The 16,450-nt window shown below is 72.5% G+C and carries 10 protein-coding genes; 8 read left to right on the top strand and 2 right to left on the bottom strand.

Annotation, left to right across the window (positions count from 1 at the left end):
* Positions 1-104: 104 nt before the first annotated feature.
* Positions 105-1,490, bottom strand: coding sequence for an FAD-dependent oxidoreductase (locus OIE69_RS09835; protein WP_326571571.1), 1,386 nt, complete (start codon positions 1,488-1,490; stop codon positions 105-107).
* 73 nt (positions 1,491-1,563) lie between these two features.
* Between OIE69_RS09835 and OIE69_RS09830 the strand changes: the two genes are divergently transcribed.
* The 8 genes from OIE69_RS09830 (at position 1,564) to OIE69_RS09795 (ending at position 12,156) form a co-directional block, all read left to right on the top strand.
* On the top strand, positions 1,564-2,487 hold the full coding sequence (locus OIE69_RS09830; RefSeq protein WP_326571570.1) for an AraC family transcriptional regulator: 924 nt from the start codon (positions 1,564-1,566) through the stop codon (positions 2,485-2,487).
* 172 nt (positions 2,488-2,659) lie between these two features.
* Positions 2,660-3,319 (top strand): nicotinamide riboside transporter PnuC, encoded by a 660-nt coding sequence (gene pnuC, locus OIE69_RS09825; protein ID WP_326571569.1) that lies wholly within the window; start codon positions 2,660-2,662, stop codon positions 3,317-3,319.
* Complete coding sequence (locus OIE69_RS09820; protein ID WP_326571568.1) at positions 3,316-4,419, top strand: AAA family ATPase; 1,104 nt, start codon at positions 3,316-3,318, stop codon at positions 4,417-4,419. The genes pnuC and OIE69_RS09820 overlap by 4 nt, the downstream gene beginning before the upstream one ends.
* Positions 4,420-4,822: 403 nt before the next feature.
* Positions 4,823-5,326 carry a hypothetical protein gene (locus OIE69_RS09815; RefSeq protein ID WP_326581071.1) on the top strand — a complete coding sequence of 168 codons (504 nt, stop codon included), beginning with the start codon at positions 4,823-4,825 and terminating at the stop codon, positions 5,324-5,326.
* Positions 5,326-6,714, top strand: coding sequence for a hypothetical protein (locus OIE69_RS09810; protein WP_326571567.1), 1,389 nt, complete (start codon positions 5,326-5,328; stop codon positions 6,712-6,714). The genes OIE69_RS09815 and OIE69_RS09810 overlap by 1 nt, the downstream gene beginning before the upstream one ends.
* The gene (locus OIE69_RS09805) at positions 6,711-8,174 is read left to right on the top strand and encodes a VWA domain-containing protein (RefSeq protein WP_326571566.1); all 1,464 of its coding nucleotides are present in this window, start codon (positions 6,711-6,713) and stop codon (positions 8,172-8,174) included. The genes OIE69_RS09810 and OIE69_RS09805 overlap by 4 nt, the downstream gene beginning before the upstream one ends.
* A 77-nt stretch (positions 8,175-8,251) precedes the next feature.
* Complete coding sequence (locus tag OIE69_RS09800; RefSeq protein WP_326571565.1) at positions 8,252-9,370, top strand: ATP-binding protein; 1,119 nt, start codon at positions 8,252-8,254, stop codon at positions 9,368-9,370.
* On the top strand, positions 9,367-12,156 hold the full coding sequence (locus OIE69_RS09795) for a DUF5682 family protein (RefSeq protein ID WP_326571564.1): 2,790 nt from the start codon (positions 9,367-9,369) through the stop codon (positions 12,154-12,156). Before OIE69_RS09800 ends, OIE69_RS09795 begins: the two co-directional genes overlap by 4 nt.
* Before the next feature lie 204 nt (positions 12,157-12,360).
* Here the strand turns inward: OIE69_RS09795 and OIE69_RS09790 are convergent, their stop codons facing one another.
* Positions 12,361-16,428 carry a S8 family serine peptidase gene (locus OIE69_RS09790; protein WP_326571563.1) on the bottom strand — a complete coding sequence of 1,356 codons (4,068 nt, stop codon included), beginning with the start codon at positions 16,426-16,428 and terminating at the stop codon, positions 12,361-12,363.
* Positions 16,429-16,450 lie beyond the last annotated feature (22 nt).

The following is a 16,450-nucleotide window of genomic DNA, read 5'->3' as shown; positions in this document are numbered from 1 at the left end:
ACGTGAAGCGCGTCGCGGCGTGCCAGGCGTGCCTGACGGCACACCGTGCCCGGGCGGGGGCCTGCCGCGGGCGGGCCGAGGTGAGCCGGGGTGGGCCGGGACGGTCAGGGGAGGACCTTGTCGAAGACCTCGTTGAGGGCTTCGGTCGAGCTCGGATGGGTGTAGATCGCGTCGCGGAGCTGCGTGGCCGTGATGTGGTGCCGCATCGCCAGCGCGACGGTGTTGATGATCTCCTGCGCGTCGATGCTGAGCAGGGCGGCCCCGAGGATCAGATCGGTGTCATGGTCCACGATGAACTTCATGACGCCGCGGGTCTCCTCGACCGTGTAGGCGCGGGGCATGGCCACGATGTCCGCGACCTTCTCCCGCGAGACCTTGACGTCCAGCCCCTGCGCGCGTGCCTGGCTCTCGGTGAGTCCCACCGTGGCGAGCGGGGGAGTGATGAACAAGGTGTGGGGCACTGCCCTGCGGTCGCCCGTGGTGCGCTTGCCCTCACCCAGGAGCTGGTCCAGGACGATGCGTGCGTCGTCCAGGGAGATGTAGGTGAACTGCTCGCCGCCGTTGACGTCGCCGAGTGCGTAGATGTGCGGTTGGCTGCTGCGCAGGTACTCGTCGACCACGATCGCGCCGCTCGGCGCGGTGCGGACGCCGGCGGCGTCGAGCCGGAGGCCGTCCGTGACGGGCCGGCGTCCGGTGGCGGGCAGCAGCGCGGAGGCCTCGACGGTGTGGGTCCGCCCGTCCTTCTCGTAGACGACGGTCGAGACGGCGCCGCCGTCACGCACCTCGGTGACGTTCGCGCCGGTGACGACGCGGATGCCGTCGCCGGTGAGGATCTCCTCGACGGCCCCGGCGATGTCCTCGTCCTCCCGCGGCAGGAGCCGGTCGGCTGCTTCGAGGACCGTCACCTCGCTGCCGAAGCGCCGGTAGATCCCCGCGAACTCCAGGCCGAGGTATCCGCCTCCCAGGACCACGAGACGTTCGGGCAGGTTCTGCGTGCGGGTGAGCTCCGTGCTGGACACCAGGTGGGAACTGCCCGCGAGGCCGGGGACCGGCGGGATCACCGGCTCCGACCCGGTGTTGACCAGGATCGTGGGGGCGGTGACGGTGATGACGTCCGGTCCCTGGCCGACGGCGACGGTGTGCGGATCGACGAAGCGGGCCGTGCCGGTGATGACCGTCGCGGTGTCCCTGCCGTTGAGGGCCTCGAAGTTGCCGGCGCGGAAGGCGCTGGTCAGTGCCCGGACGCCGGCGATCGAGTGGGCGAAGAACTCCTGGGCGTCGTCCGCCAGGCGTTTGGTGCCAGCGTAGTGGACGAGCATCTTCGTCGGAACGCAGCCGACGTTCGGGCAGGTGCCGCCGTACATGTTCTCGGACCGCTCGACCAGGACCACGCGTCGGCCGGCCTCGGCGAGCGCGTGAGCGGCGGTCTTGCCTCCCTTGCCGAAGCCGATGACCAGGACGTCCGCGGTGAGTGCTGTGGTGATCTCCATGCGTCGAGTCTGCGACCCGGCCACCGGTGCACATAGACTCGAGCGTCTCACCGTCCTGCCCGAAAGTCTCACCGTGGACTCAGTCAGCCGACTGCTGCGTCTGGCCCGGCTCAGGGCCGACCTCGACAAGCGCTGCCTGCTCGGAGCCGGCACCAGGATGGACGTGCCGGCTCACGGCGAGCTGGAGGCGCCCTTCCACGTGCTGCTGGAAGGCACCTGCCGGCTGCAGGTGGGCACGGGCCTGCTCGACCTGCGTCCCGGAGACGTGGTGATGATCCCGAGCGGCACCCCGCACCGGGTGATCACCGACGGCGAGGGACGCCAGGTGGGGACGGCGGAGACGGCCGGCGAGGTGTTCGCGACCACGCGCAGCGAGCACGGCGCGGAGCCCGTCATCGACCTGTTCTGCGGGCACTACACCTTCGACGCCGGTACGGGCGCACTGCTGTTCGCGAGCCTGCCCGACCCTGTGCACGTCTCCTTCGGGCAGTCGGCGGAGAGCGACGAGGTGCTGCGCATGCTCAGCGCCCTGATGCGCGGTGAGGCGCGACGTGAGGGCGAGGGCACCGCGGCGATCCTCTCCGCCCTGTGCACCGTGCTGCTGGCGATGGTGCTGCGCACCGCGCGGGGCGACGCCACACGGACCACGCTGTGGACCGCGGCGGCCGACGGCCGCATCGCGGCGGCCGTCGAAGGCATGCTCGACGACCCCGGAGCCGAGTGGACGATCGAACGCCTCAGCCGCACGGCCGCCATGTCCCGCGCCACCTTCCTGCGCCACTTCACCCGGGAGACGGGGACGACCGTGGGCGTCTTCCTCACCCGGGCGCGGCTGATGGCGGCAGCGGAACTGCTCACGACCACCGATGCCACCGTCGCGTCCGTCGCCGGCCAGGTCGGCTACTACTCCGAGTCCGCGTTCTCACGGGCCTTCCGGGCCCACCTCGGCACGACGCCGGCCCGCTTCCGGCGCGACAGCTCGCCGCGCGGGGTGTGACGGGTCGTACGTGATCGTGCGGGCGGCCCGGGGTTCGGGGCCCGGGGCTTGAGGCCCGAGGCCTGAGGCCTGAGGCCCGGGGGCCGTCCCGTGCCCCCGCACCGCGGTAATTCCCTTGCCTCGCCGCATCCTCCCCGTTATCGTCAAGGTGACATTTACAGGAGGTCACCGCGTGGCTCTCGCGGACTTGCTCGCCCCTCTCCAGCAACCGCTGTTCACCCTGTTGGACACCCCCGTCAGCTGGGTGGAGGTCCTCGGATTCGGCAGCGGAGCGCTCTGCGTATGGCTCGTGGCCCGCCGGCACATCGCCAACTGGCCCGTCGGCATCGCCAACAACCTCTTCTTCATCCTGCTGTTCGGCGGCGCCGGGCTCTACGCCGACGCCGCCCTGCAGGTCGTCTACGTGGTGCTCGCGGTGTACGGCTGGTGGTCATGGGCCGCCGGGGGACCAGCCGCCGGACGGCTCGCCGTCAGCCGCACGGACCGGCGCACCTGGGCGGTGCTGGCCCCGGCGACCGCAGTCGCCACGGTGCTCCTGGCCGTCCTGCTGGACCGGGTCACCGACTCCACCGTGCCCTTCTGGGACGCGCTCACCACCGCGCTGTCGCTGGCCGCCACCTACGGCCAGTGCCGGAAGAAGATCGAGTCCTGGTACCTCTGGATCGCCGCCGACCTCGTCTACATCCCGCTCTACGCCTACAAGGGCCTCTACCTCACCTCGCTCCTCTACGCCGGCTTCCTGCTGCTGTGCCTGGCAGGCCTGCGCGGCTGGCGGGCCGAGGCGGCATCCCGTACGGACGGCCCGGCCGCCCGGATGGAGGTCGTGGCGTGAGCGAGTTCGACCACGGGCTGGTTCTCGGCAAGTTCTACCCGCCGCACGCCGGCCACCACCACCTCGTCCGCAGCGCCGCCGCGCGGTGCCGCAGACTCACCGTGCTGGTCTGTGCCTCCGCCGTGGAGTCCGTCCCGCTCGCCGAACGCGTCGCCTGGATGCGCGAGGTGCATCCGGAGGCGGGCGTCGACGTCGTCGGCGCCGTGGACGACATACCCGTCGACTACACCGACCCCGCCGTCTGGGACGCCCACATGGCGATCTTCCAGGCCGCCGTCCCGGATCCCGTCGACGCCGTCTTCACCTCGGAGCCGTACGGGCAGGAACTCGCCCGCCGTTTCGGCGCGGCGGCGGTGACGGTGGACCTGCGCCGTACGGCACACCCCGTGTCCGGCACCGCCGTCCGCGAGGACCCCGTCGCCTGCTGGCACCATCTGGCCGCACCGGTACGGGCGGCCCTGGCCCGCCGCGTCGTGGTCGTCGGCGCGGAGTCGAGCGGCACCACCACCATGGCCCGCGCCCTCGCGGAGCACTACCGGGCACGCGGCGGGGTGTGGGAGGCGACGCGCTGGGTGCCCGAGTACGGGCGCACCTTCAGCGAGGAGAAGTACGCCCGGCTGCTGGCGACCCGGCCGGAGGCCACGTTCGACGAAGTCACCTGGGACTCGGACGAGTTCGAGGTCATCGCGGAGCGCCAGCTCGCCGAGGAGGACGCCGCCGCGCGGGCCGGGTCCCCGGTCCTGTTCTGCGACACCGACGCCATGGCCACGACCATCTGGCACGAGCGATACATGGGCGGCCGCAACCCCCGCGTGGAGGCCGTCGCGGCCCGGGGCAGGCAGCATCTGTGGCTGCTCACCGACGACGCCGGGGTGCCGTTCGAGGACGACGGGCTGCGCGACGGCGAGCACCTGCGCTCCTGGATGACCGCCCGCTTCCGCACCGAACTCACCCGCCGCGGCCTGCCGTACGTGGTGCTCACCGGCCCGCACGAGCAGAGGCTGCGGACGGCCGTGGCGGCCGTGGAGGCGCTGCTGGCCCGCGGCTGGGGGTTCACCGCCCCGCTGCCGGAACGCGGCGGGTTGACCTTGCCGCGGTGACGCGGGCGGCGGTCCGCGCACGCTTGGCGCCGAACGCGGCGCGTGCCGGGCCAACGCCGCGCTGTCGCCGCCGTGGGCGGCCCACGCCACCAACCCGCGCGGCCAGGAGTCCCGCGCCCATCGGTTGGCCCGCAGCCGCGCCGAGACCGCCGCGCTCGCCCTCGTCGCGGAGCGCCGACGCTGGCGCCGGCGCTGAGAGCACATTGATGCCCACGGCATCGGCGCCGAGACCGGCGCCCGGGCCGGGCGGCAGGGTCCGTCGTGCCGGCCCCGGCACGCTCGCCGCGTGCCCCTGACCTGCGGTTGTGGATCCCCGGACGGCATTGTCAGTGATCGCGGATATGTTCACTGACGTCCCGCCGATGTGGCGCGGAATACCCCCTGCTGCACAGGAGATGGCGTGTTGTCAGATTGGGAGAAATCGAGCACGGCCCGGGTCACGGCACCCGCGCGGCCGCGCAAGCTCGCCAAGGTTCCGTTCGTCGAGCTGGCCGACGGACGCCTGCAGGGCGTGGTGTCCAGCGGCTCGGACATCGAGCGGGTCTACGTCTCGTCGGTCGCCGCCGGCACCTACGCCTACACCTGCAGCACCAACAACAACCGGCCCTGCGGCGGCGCCCGGGGCGGCTTCTGCAACCACATACGGGCCCTGATCGTCGAGGCCGTGCTCCAGTACGGCGCCGAGCGCGTCTCCCGCTACGTCAAGGCGGAGAGCGCGAGCGGCGAGCCGGACGCGCAGAGCATCACGGCCGCCATGACGAGCGCGCGCCCGTCGCCGGGGGACAAGCAGGCCGCGGCGCCGGTCTTCAGCCGGTTCCTGCGCCACCTCGCCTACCTGGAACTCGCCCCCACCACGGCCCCGCTGCCGGAGATGCAGTGGTTCCCGCCGACCAGGGCGGTGGCGTGATGCGCATCGACCTGCTCACGGAAGCCCTCCCTGGGCTCGACGAGGCCCTGGCGGCCGTCGACGCCTTCGACGCCACGCTCGTCGGCGGACTGCTGCGCCCGCAGCCTGCCCAGACCGCCGGGCTGACGGAACTCGTCCACGCCGTCGCGGGGACCCCGCTGGCCGCGCGGGTCGCCGAGGCGGCCGAGAAGGCGGCGGCCGGCGCCGCGAGCGAGGACCACCTGGTCGTCCTCGCCGCCGCCCGCACCGCCCTGCTCGGCGCCGCCCACGACGCGTTGACGGCCCGGGTCCAGGAGGCAACCGGCCGCCCCCGCGGGGACGAGAGCGTCCCGGAGCCCGAGGGCGCTCAGGCTCCGAACCTGCAGGCCGCCGCCCGCTCCTGGCTGTCCGACCTGGCCCGTTCCGGCTGGCAGGGCATCGACCACGACCTGGTGTCGGGCGCGGCGCAGATCGTCTCCGCGATGCTGCCCGACCCGGCGCTGCGCCGCCTGGCCACGCTCCTCGACGGCTTCGCCGCGGAGCTAGCCGCCTCGTGCCCCGGCGCCACGATGGAGCGGTTCCCCGTACGCCGCTGGGCCGACCTGTGGTCGCGCGGGATGCTGCTGACGCTGCCCGGCGCGGGCGGCCCGCCCGCCGCCGGGACGGCGACCGGCCGCCTCCTGCCCCTGGGGGTCGACCTGCAGGAGCACGCCACCGCCGTACAGGCCCAGGTCCACGCCGTGTTCGAACCCGCGGACGGCACGACGGCCCGCCTGGTGCGTGCCAGTGTGTCGGTGCCCAAGCCGGACACCGTCGTCGGCGCCGGACTGTGGCAGCTGCTCCGCCCGCACATGTCGCTGCTGGCGGCCGTCAGCGAGGGCCGCTCCATGGACCTCACCGGCATGCCGGTCACCGCGGAGGGCGACCTGCTGTGGAACGACGCGCAGGCGCACGCCGGCGAGCCCGCCGACGCCTTCGCCACCGCCCGCGTGGCACTGCCCACCGCCGCGGACCCGGTCGTCGCACCCCTGGACCGCCACCCGGCGCGCGTCGCCGTACCGGTCTTCCTGGAGGGCTACGCCGCCGCGACCGACGACGGCGAGGTGACGTTCACCGCCGCCGGGCAGACCCTCGCCGTCGACACCGACCGCGTCCCGGCCGCCGGGCCGCTCACCCCCGAGGCGGTCGCGGCGTCGGGCGCCTGCATCGCGCTGCTGCGCTGGGACGACGGCACGTACCAGGTCCAGCCGCTGGCCGTCGAGACGACGGTGCGGAAGAAGGCCGTCACCGTCCACGCCGGGGAATGGGCGGGCGGGACGACCGACAAGAACGGGGTCAAGGCCGAGAAGGCCGCCACCGACGCGGTGGCCGTGCTGCGGGAGCGCGCGGGAAGGCTGCTGCGCAAATGACCGACCAGACCACCGACGAGACCACCGGGCAGATCACCGGGCCCACCGACGGCAGGGACGGGCTCCCCGCCGCCGACCCCCACGATAACCGCCGCCAGGTCCTGTACTGGCGCCTGCTCGCCCGGCTCTTCGACCCGGAGGAGCAGGCCACCCTTGAGTCGGCGAGCCTCGCCGTCGTCGAGGACATCGGGTTGCCGCCCGCGCTGCTGGACCCGCAGGCCTCTGTCGACTCCATCGTGCAGCGCCACCCGGATCTGGCCGCAGAGTTCGACGGCCTGATGGCGCCCGAACCCGAACCCGAGGACGGCGCACGCGACCGCGCCGCCGAAGTCCGCCGCGCCGCGGTGGTGTCGAAGGTCCTGCTCAACGTCTTCGCCTCCGGCTCCGGCACCGTCACCGCCGGGCAGCTGGCACGCTGGCAGTCCGACGCGGGCTGGCTGGAACGCGCGCTGGGCTGCCGCCCCGGCGAGCTGCGCGGAGGCCGCGCCAGCGGACGTATGGCAGGCCCCGGCGTCAGCCCCACCGGCACCGGCGGCGGGGGCACCACCCCCGACCTCAGCCAGCTGATCCCGGCGATCGGCCCGGAACTCGGCGCGATCGAGGCCGACCTCGTCAAGCGCATGCACCTGCGCGAGGTGCTGGCCGACCCCAAGCTCGCCGCGCAGCTGACCCCGAGCATGTCCCTGATCGAGCAGCTCCTGCGCGACAAGAACAACCTCTCCGGCGTCGCCCTGGCCAACGCCAAGTCCCTGATCCGCCGCTTCGTCGACGAGGTCGCCCAAGTGCTCCGCACGCAGGTCGAGAAGGCCTCGGTCGGCGCGATCGACCGCTCGATCCCGCCCAAGCGGGTGTTCCGCAACCTCGACCTCGACCGCACCATCTGGAAGAACCTCACCAACTGGAGCCCGGAGGAGCAGCGGCTGTACGTCGACCGCCTCTACTACCGGCACACCGCGCGCAAGACGACGCCCCAGCGTCTGATCGTCGTCGTGGACCAGTCCGGCTCGATGGTCGACTCGATGGTGAACTGCACCATCCTCGCCTCAATTTTCGCGGGGCTGCCGAAGGTGGACGTCCACCTCATCGCGTACGACACGCAGGCGCTCGACCTCACGCCCTGGGTCCACGACCCCTTCGAGACCCTGCTGCGCACGAAGCTCGGCGGCGGCACCGACGGCACGGTGGCCATGGCGCTCGCGCAGCCGAAGGTCGCCGAGCCCCGCAACACCGTCGTCGTGTGGATCTCCGACTTCTACGAGTGGCGGACCGAGCCGCTGTTCGAGAGCATGGCCGCGCTCCACCGCTCGGGGGTCAAGTTCATCCCCGTCGGCTCGGTGACCAGCTCCGGCCGCGGCAGCGTCAACCCGTGGTTCCGGGAGCGCTTCAAGGACCTCGGCACGCCGGTGATCTCCGGCCACATACGCAAGCTCGTCAACGAGCTGAAGACGTTCCTCGCCTGAGCGCCCCCGGGCAGTCCAAGGCAACACAAGGCAACCCAGGTAACCCGAACAACCCCATCACGCCCGAAAGGCCCCTCATGTCCGACCTGTTGCGCGCCCCCGCCGAGACCAAGTACGCCGAGGAACTGGACTGGCTGGAGTCGGTCGACGACAACCCCAAGCCCTTCTCCTGGCGCCTGTCGCCCAAGATGGTCCGGCTGTTCATCCTGGGCTCCGAGCCCTCCGACGGCCTGGACCGCGAGATCTCGCAGAAGTGGTTCGGCGACCGCAGCTTCGTCGAACGCTCCATCGTCACCCTCGCCTCCGACCGCGGCCTGCTGCTCATCGGCGACCCCGGCACCGGCAAGAGCTGGCTCGCCGAACTCCTCTCCGCCGCCATATCGCGCAACTCCACGCTCGTGGTGCAGGGCACCGCCGGCACCACCGAGGACCACATCAAGTACTCGTGGAACGTGTCCATGGTCATCGCCAAGGGCCAGTCGCGGGAGTCGATGATCCCCTCGCCGATCATGACGGCCATGGAGACCGGCGCGATCGGCCGCTTCGAGGAGCTCACCCGCTCCACCAGCGACGTCCAGGACGCGCTGATCTCCATCCTCTCCGAGAAGTACATCTCCGTCCCCGAGCTGGACGGCGACAGCGACAACATCGTCTTCGCCAAGCCCGGCTTCTCCATCATCGCCACCGCCAACAGCCGCGACCGCGGGGTCAACGACCTGTCCTCCGCGCTCAAGCGCCGGTTCAACTTCGTCCGCATCCCGGTCGTGACGAACAAGAAGAGCGAGGCGGAGATCGTCCGCTTCCGCACCGAGGAGCTGCTGCGCCGCCACCAGATCGAGCTGGACGTGCCGCCGAGCCTGCTCGACGTGCTGCTGCAGAGCTTCGCCGACCTGCGCGCCTCGGCCGCCGCGGCGGGCAGCGACGACGAGAAGCTGGAGTCGGCCCTGTCCACCGCCGAGCAGATCGGCGTGCTGGAGGACTCCATCCTGCACAGCAACTTCTTCGGCGAGCGCGCCCTGACCGCCCGCACCCTGGCCTCCTCGCTCGTCGGCTCGCTGGCCCGGCGCGAGCCCGAGGACCTGGCGATTCTCAACAAGTACCTGCACGGCGTCGTCGAGCCGCGCAGCAAGGACGAGGGCGGCGCCTGGCCGGAGTTCCTGGAGGGCGGCCGCGACGCGATCGCCACACTGTCATGAGCGGCACCCACGAGGGCACCTTCGAGGCGCTGCGCGGCCAGCTCCGCGAAGCGGCCACGACGTTCACCGACGGACCCGACGCCCTGGAGGGCATCCTGCTCGGCATGGTCGACGACGTCGACCGCGCCGTGCGCGAGCCGCTGGAGGTCTTCCCGGTCTGCCACCACTCGCCCGCCTCGGCGGTGGCCATGGCACGCCGCCTGCGCGAGAAGCAGCCCAAGGTCGTGTACCTGGAGCTGTGCGAGGACATGACGCCGCTGCTCACCGAGCTGCGCAACTGCCGGCTGCCGGTGGCGGTCCAGGCGTACGCGAGCGAGGCCGACGGCTTCCCCGCCGACTGGGCCCCGCTGTCGGTGGTCGCCCCGATCACCGAGGCCTCGGCGGAGTACCAGGCCATCGCCTACGCGCTGGACACCCCGGGCGTGGAACTCGTCCTCGTCGACCGCTCCTCCGACCACGTCTTCCAGTGGGACGCCCGCGCCGAGCGGCCCGAGTCGCCGGACGACCCGGACGCGCCGCCCGCCGAGGAGGAGGCCGCACTCCACGGCGACGCGGTCGGCGTGGAGATCGGCGACCTGCGGCCGCGCTTCGCCGAACTGGAGGAGCACTTGCTGCGCCACGGCCGGGTGCGGCACTGGTCGGAGTGGTGGCACCAGTACGTCGAGCTACCTCTCGGCGACGCCGACCACGACACGTACCGCCAGGTCATGTTCCTCATCGGCAGCCTCTTCCGGCGCCTTGCCCCCGGCGACCCGGGCCGGGTGCGCGTGGACGAGGACCGCGAGCGCCACATGTGGACCCGGATGCGCGAGCACCTGGCGGCCACCGGCACCGACCCGGCGGACTGCGTCTACGTCTGCGGCGCCTTCCACGCCGCAAGCCGCGTGGCGGAGTTCGGCGTGGAGGGCACCGACACGTTCGAGATCAGCCCGCGCAGCGGCACCAAGTGGCTGCACGGCCTGATCCCGTCCAGCCACGCGGCGATCGAGGCGCAGTTCGGCCTGGCCGCGGGTTCGGTGTCGATCGCGGCGACGCAGTGGACGAAGAACCTCAAGCGGACACGGGTCAAGCCGTACCGCCTGACGGGCCAGGCGGGCACGAAGAAGACGACGCCCGCCAAGACCTTGCCACCCGCCCCTCAGGCTGCGGCGGCCGACCAGCTGACCGGCTTCCTGCAGCGCCCGCCGGTCCTGGACCAGTTGGACGAGGCCGAACTGCTCGGCTGGTCGGTGGACATCGTGCGCGCCGCCCGGCGCAACGGCTACCTCGCCTCGACCGCCGACGCGATCGCCGTGTTCGAGACGTCGATCCTGCTGGCGGGGATGCGGGACCGGGCCAAGCCCACGCCGTACGACTTCCAGGACGCGGCCGTCACGTGCATCGAGAAGGACGCGGTGCCCGGCCGGCGCGACGTACGCCGGATCGTCGAGATCATGATGGGCGGCGACCGGATCGGCCAGGTCGGCTACGACGCCCTGCCGCCGCTCGCCCGCGACGTCCACGACCGCCTCGCACCCCTGAACCTCAAGCTCCAGCAGCGAGGGGTGCAGCGCGCCCTGCTCGACATCGCCGGCCGGCCGGAACTCGGCCCGTGCTCCGACGTCCTGTGGATGCTGCGCCGGCTGATGCCCGAGGGCACCGCCCGGCCGATCATGGGCGAGCGGAAGCTCGGCGAGCGCCCGATCCAGGAGTCCTGGGACCTGGCGCTCGGCACGCACCAGCGCGCGCTGATCGAGCTCGGCTACGAGGGCGTCAGCATCGAGCAGGTCCTGGAGCAGCGCCTGCGCCGCCGGGCGTACGACCCGAAGGCCACCGCGGCGACCGTCCTGGAAGCCGTTGAGGACGCCACCCTGTACCTGAACAGCCGCCGCCTCGCCGACGAGCTGGGCACCCGCGCCCTGGAGGTGCTGTCAGCCGAGCGTACGGTGGACGGCGCACCGGAGGTACTGCGCCGGGTACGACGGCTCCTCGCCTACTACCGCACGAGCGAACCGACGCTGCCGTCGTGGATCGAGTCCTTCGTCAAGACCGGGTACGCGCACTACTGCACCCTGCTGCCGACGGCGTTCACCGACGAGGACGCAACGGTCCGCCAGGTGGCGGCGATGCTGGGCTTCCTGTTCAGCATGGAGACGTTGGCGCTGTCGCTGGGCTGCGACCGGACCCAGCTGGAACTGGCGGTGGCGCAGTCCCACCCGCAGGACCCGTCGAAGACGGCGCTGCTGTGGGCGGCCCAGGTCCACCTGGGCACCATGACCCGCACGGATTTGCGCGCCAGGTGCGACGAGTTGCTGGCCAACCCGATGGTGGTCCCGGCGTACCCGCGCTACCTCAGCGGCCTCCTCCACGCCCTGGAACCGGTCCCGGGCCTGGCGGACGTGGTGGTGGAAGCCGTATCGAAGGCGTTCGGCCGCCTGCCGGACCAGGTCCTGCTGCCGTGGCTCCCCACCCTGATCACGAGCCTGCGCGCAGGCGGGGCGGAGCTGGCCCCCCTCCTGATCCGCGAGGCGGGCCGCATGTTCCCAGGCCGCCTGAAGGCCCTGGACGAATGGATCCCCCCGTGGCGCACGACCCAGCCGGCGCCGCAGGCCTTGATCTCGGCCCGACAGACTTCCCGCGGCGTGAGTCTCCTCGCCGCCCACCCGGCAACGACCGACGCACTAGCCCACCTCCCGGGTTGCGACGCCCCTTGGGTGACGGCAGAACCGGAGCTGGCGGGCGCGGCACTGCTCGACCGCTACCCGGCGACGGCTGAGGCACTGGAGGCGTTGTTGGCCAGGGCATGAGATCGGGACACGGACAGGCCCGGCGCGCGGGGATGGTTTCCGTACTCGCCGGAACCGGTTCGGTCTGCCCGCTGCTCCAGGTACTCCGGGCGTGGCGGTCCCGGCTGCTGTGTCCTTGGTCGCGACCCGGTATGGGCACGCGCCACGGGGGGCGAGAAGCGGTGACCGCTTCTCGCCCCCCCCGTGGCACAGATCGCCCCGAGCTCAGTAGGAGAACTGGCGGATCTGACCGTCGTACGCCCCGTACGTCCAGCCCGTGCGGGTCGCCGGGTCCAGCTGGACGGAGTTCATCACACCGCCGTGGACCAGGGGACCGCCGTGGCCCGTGATCTGGAACCCGGTCAGCGTCCGCACCACCTCGCCCGTCGTGACGTCGATGACGAGCAGCCGGCCGGTGGCGTTGTTGTCCGCGACGACGGCGGTGCCGGAGCCGGCGTAGCTCGTGCCCTCCGGCGCCGTGAACGCCGCCACCGCGAGCCCGTTGGAGCCGTCCACCGCCATCCCCGTGGCGGGGCCGCGCCGTACGGCCACCGGGTCGTCCGTCTCGCCGGTCGCCACGTCGAGCGAGCCGAGGACGCTGGTCGGGACGATCTTGGTGCTGATCGCGGTGGCCGACAGGTTGTAGAGCGTGCCTGCGCCGTCGGAGCCGAAGCCGTTGCTGCAACCGGACATGGTCCCCACGAGGCTCACGCTGCGGGTCTGCGTGTCGACGCGCGGGATCTGGACGCCGCCCAGGCAGAGGGCGATGGGGGCGCCCTTCGCCAGGTAGACGTCGCCGGTGGAGGAGTCGATGTCCAGGAGGCTGTGCGAGCCCTTGGCGACGCCCGGCAGATCGGCGGGGACGGGGTCCTGCGTGGTGCCGTCCCTCAGGTCGACGGGCAGCACCAGGTCGGTGTTGTCGGCGCCGCCTCGCAGCAGCAGCGCGCCGCGGGAACGGACGGCGTCGACGCGTCCGACGACGAAGCGGTAGTCGGCCGCCGCGAGCGTGGTCCGCCCGACGAGGGTGCCGGTGGCGGTGTTCCAGGTCTCCACCTGCACATCGCCGCCGGGCTCCGCCTGGTGCACCGCAAGGGCGCGGTGCGTGGCGGGGGCCACGCCGAGGACCTCGTACTCCGATCCGTCGCCGCTGTCCGAGGCGATGACCGGGCCGTAGACGCCGGTCCTAGTGGAGTAGTGGCGGATCTCGGTAGCACCGGAGACGGTCCGCAGTGCGGCGACCGAGTCGTCGCCCGCGGCGGCGAAGGACAGCACCGTGCTTCCGGCCGGGGCGACGCCGTCGTCGACCTCGAGGGTCGAGACGGGAGACGCCTGGCCGATGACCCGGTGCTTGCTGTCGAGGGCCATGACGCGCACGCCGTAGACAGTGGAGGAGGACAGGCCCAGCCGCAGGGCGTCGAGGTCGACGCTGCCCTTGGTGGCGGGCAGGACACGGTGGGCTGTGGAGGGCGCGTCGACGCCGTTGTCGTCGAGGGCCGTGCCGTTGGCGTTGGTGAAGGTGTTCAGCGAGTTGTGGAGCGTCGGGGCGGGCGCGGCGAACTCCACCTGCGCGTACTTCGCGCCCGGGATGTCGCGTACGTCGTACCTCAGGGTGAAGCCGGCCTTGGCGCGGGTGACCACGGCACTGTGCGCGGGGACGCCCTCCAGTCCGGTGACCAGCGGCGCCTGCGGGCGCTGCTCGGCGGTGCCGCCGTCGACGCGGACGGGGGCGAACTCCCCGTAGGTGGTGAGGACGGGATTGCCGCCGAATCCGGCCTGGGCGATGCCGATGCCGTACAGGCCGCCGCCGGCGCCGAACGCGTCAGCGGGGATGGTGACCGTGCCGGAGCCGGCGGTCAGGGCCTGGTGCCACGCGGCGCTGAAGAGCGGCGCGAGGGCGGGGTTCCAGTGACCGACGGTGGACACGACGAGCTGCGGGTCGTTGAGCCCGGCGACGCCGGTCAGGTCGTAGCTGACGGTGACCGCGTGGCCGGCCTTCACCACCGCGGGGGCCTTGGGCGCGGTGCTCTCCACGTAACGGCCGTCGCTCGGGCCGACGGTGAGGGTGCGGCGCACGGTGGCCTGGGTCCGGCCGCCGATCTGTACGCGGTAGGTGGCGGTGATCGTGCGGTCGGAGTCGGAGACCACGGCGAGTCCCGCGGCGTCCAGCAGCTCCGTCGGCGTCACGCGGATCGCCGGGGTGGCGGAGTTCCAGGTCCGCGTGCCCACGGTGAGCGTGTACGTGGGGCTGGCGCCCTTGGGGAGGCCGGTGACGTCGCCGGCGAAGGTGACCGGGCCCACCAGGCCCATGCCGTTGCCGCCGGAGGCCATGTCCCCGAGGTCGATGCGGTTGGGGTCGGTCGTCTCGAGGAACTGCCCGCCCAGGCCGGCGTTGGTGATCCGGTGGGCGACCGACAGCCGTACGGCCGCGGTGGCGCCGCCGCGGTGCCCGAGGACGTCCTCGACGGCGGCGGTGACGTCGATCTGCCGGCCGACGTTGAGGTCGCGGTCGATCTGCGCCGGGGTGGCGACCTCACGGCCGGTCCGCTTCAGCACGTCCCGTACCTGCGCGGGCGTCAGGTGGTGTCCGGCAAGACCGGCGGCCTGGAGCACGACGGCGGCGGCCGCCGCGATCTCGGGCGCGGACGCGGACGTGCCGCCGTTGAGGACGGGGGTGACGGACTGCGCGTCGCCCCGGTCGGTGTGGGTGAAGGCGACGATGTTGTCGCTGGGCGCCGCGAGGTCGATGCGGGTGCCGAAGCCGGAGGAGAAGGTGCCGAAGCCGCTGATGCGGGTCTCGGCGGTGGTGGCGGGTCCGGTCCGGGAGGCGAGGGTGTCGTCCAGGGTGGTGCCGCCGGCGGCTATCGCGCCGCTGTCGGGGACGTGCGACGGGGTGGTGGAGTAGGCCACGTCGTTGATATCGGTGGCCGACTTGTCGTTCTTCGCGGTGTCGGTGGGCGTGCTGCCGCCGTCGGGGCCGACGGCGGCCGGGGTGTAGAGGCGTGTTCCGTCGTTGGAGGAGATGACCACCACGACGTGGTCCTTCTGGACGATCGAGGCGACGACGGACCGTATGTACGGGTCGCCCTCCAGGTAGCGGCCCGGGAAGCCCTGGGCGTCGGTGCCGAAGCCGAGGCTGGCGGTGATGACGTCCGGCTTGGGGGACTGGTGGGTGGCGGCCAGCAGCGCGGTCGCGATCTGGTCCATCGTCGGCTGCTGCGGGACGACGAGGCGGTAGCCGGCGCCGGGGGCGACGCCGAGCAGATCGGTGTAGTCGCTGCCGGTCCGGCCGGGACGCTGCCGGTCGTGCGCCAGGGGTGCCATGACGCTGAAGTCCAGCAGGACCTCGCCGAGGCCGGGGTCCTGGTCCTTGGTGGCCGCCGTACCGCTGAGGCTCCCGTCGGGGGCCGCGACGTAGGCGGGGATCAGCGGCATGGAGGGGAGGTCGAGGTAGCGCTGGCCGTCCTGGAGCACGGTGGTGGGGCCGTGGCCCTGCACGTAGGGGTCACCGGAGTCGGCCATGGCCTGGTCGGTGAGGTCGCCGATGGAGACGTTGGTGATGGTCCGGCCGGTGCCGGGCTGCTGCCCGTAGCGGCCCTGGAGGATGTCGAAGGCGCCCACCGCGTTGACGCCGCCGGCGTTGAGGAACGCCTGGGCGGAGTTGGTGAGGGCGAAGTTGGTGGGGAGGGGGGAGGCGCCCGGCGCGGTCGCTGGTGTGTGCTTCGCGGACGCCTTCGCGGTGGCGGGCAGTTGCTGCCCCCCGGTGTTCATGGTGTTGACGTAACGGTTGGGCTCGGCGTTCGCGATTCCTGGCGTGCCCTGGAGGGCGCGGGCGACGGCGGCGGAGTCGCGGTTCCCGGTCCGTACGACGTAGGTGCGCCACAGGTCGGCGGCGTCATCGCCCAGGCGCGTGCGGGCGGTTGTGGTCATCGACTCGGTGGCCGCGGCCGACAGGGAGGGGAAGAGCGGCTGGAGCGAGGTGGCGCCGACCGCGTTCAGCTTCTTGTTGACGGCGGCGCTGCTGGTCCCGGGGGCGTGGGCCTGAGACCTGTTACTCGGCAGCTTGCGGCCGGTCACGGCGGTCTGCGGGGAGAGGGTCACCAGCACCTGGCCCGGGACGACACCGGAGCGCTGGGCGGGCAGCGCCTTCTGCGGTGACGCGTCACCGAGGGACGTACGGCCGGCGGGAACGGGAGCGGCGGAGGCCGGGAGCGCGGCGGTGAGGGCCAGGAACACGACGGACGTGACGGATACGGCTCCGAGCCGTCGTCTTCCGTGCGGATGGGCACGCGACATGGGACACCTTTTCAGCGGGGCG

Origin of the sequence: Actinacidiphila glaucinigra, assembly GCF_035918135.1 — a bacterium.
GTDB classification, from domain to species: Bacteria; Actinomycetota; Actinomycetes; order Streptomycetales; family Streptomycetaceae; genus Actinacidiphila; species Actinacidiphila glaucinigra.
The sequence above is the reverse complement of the archived record's forward strand: the minus strand, read 5'-3'. Positions and strand labels throughout refer to the sequence as shown.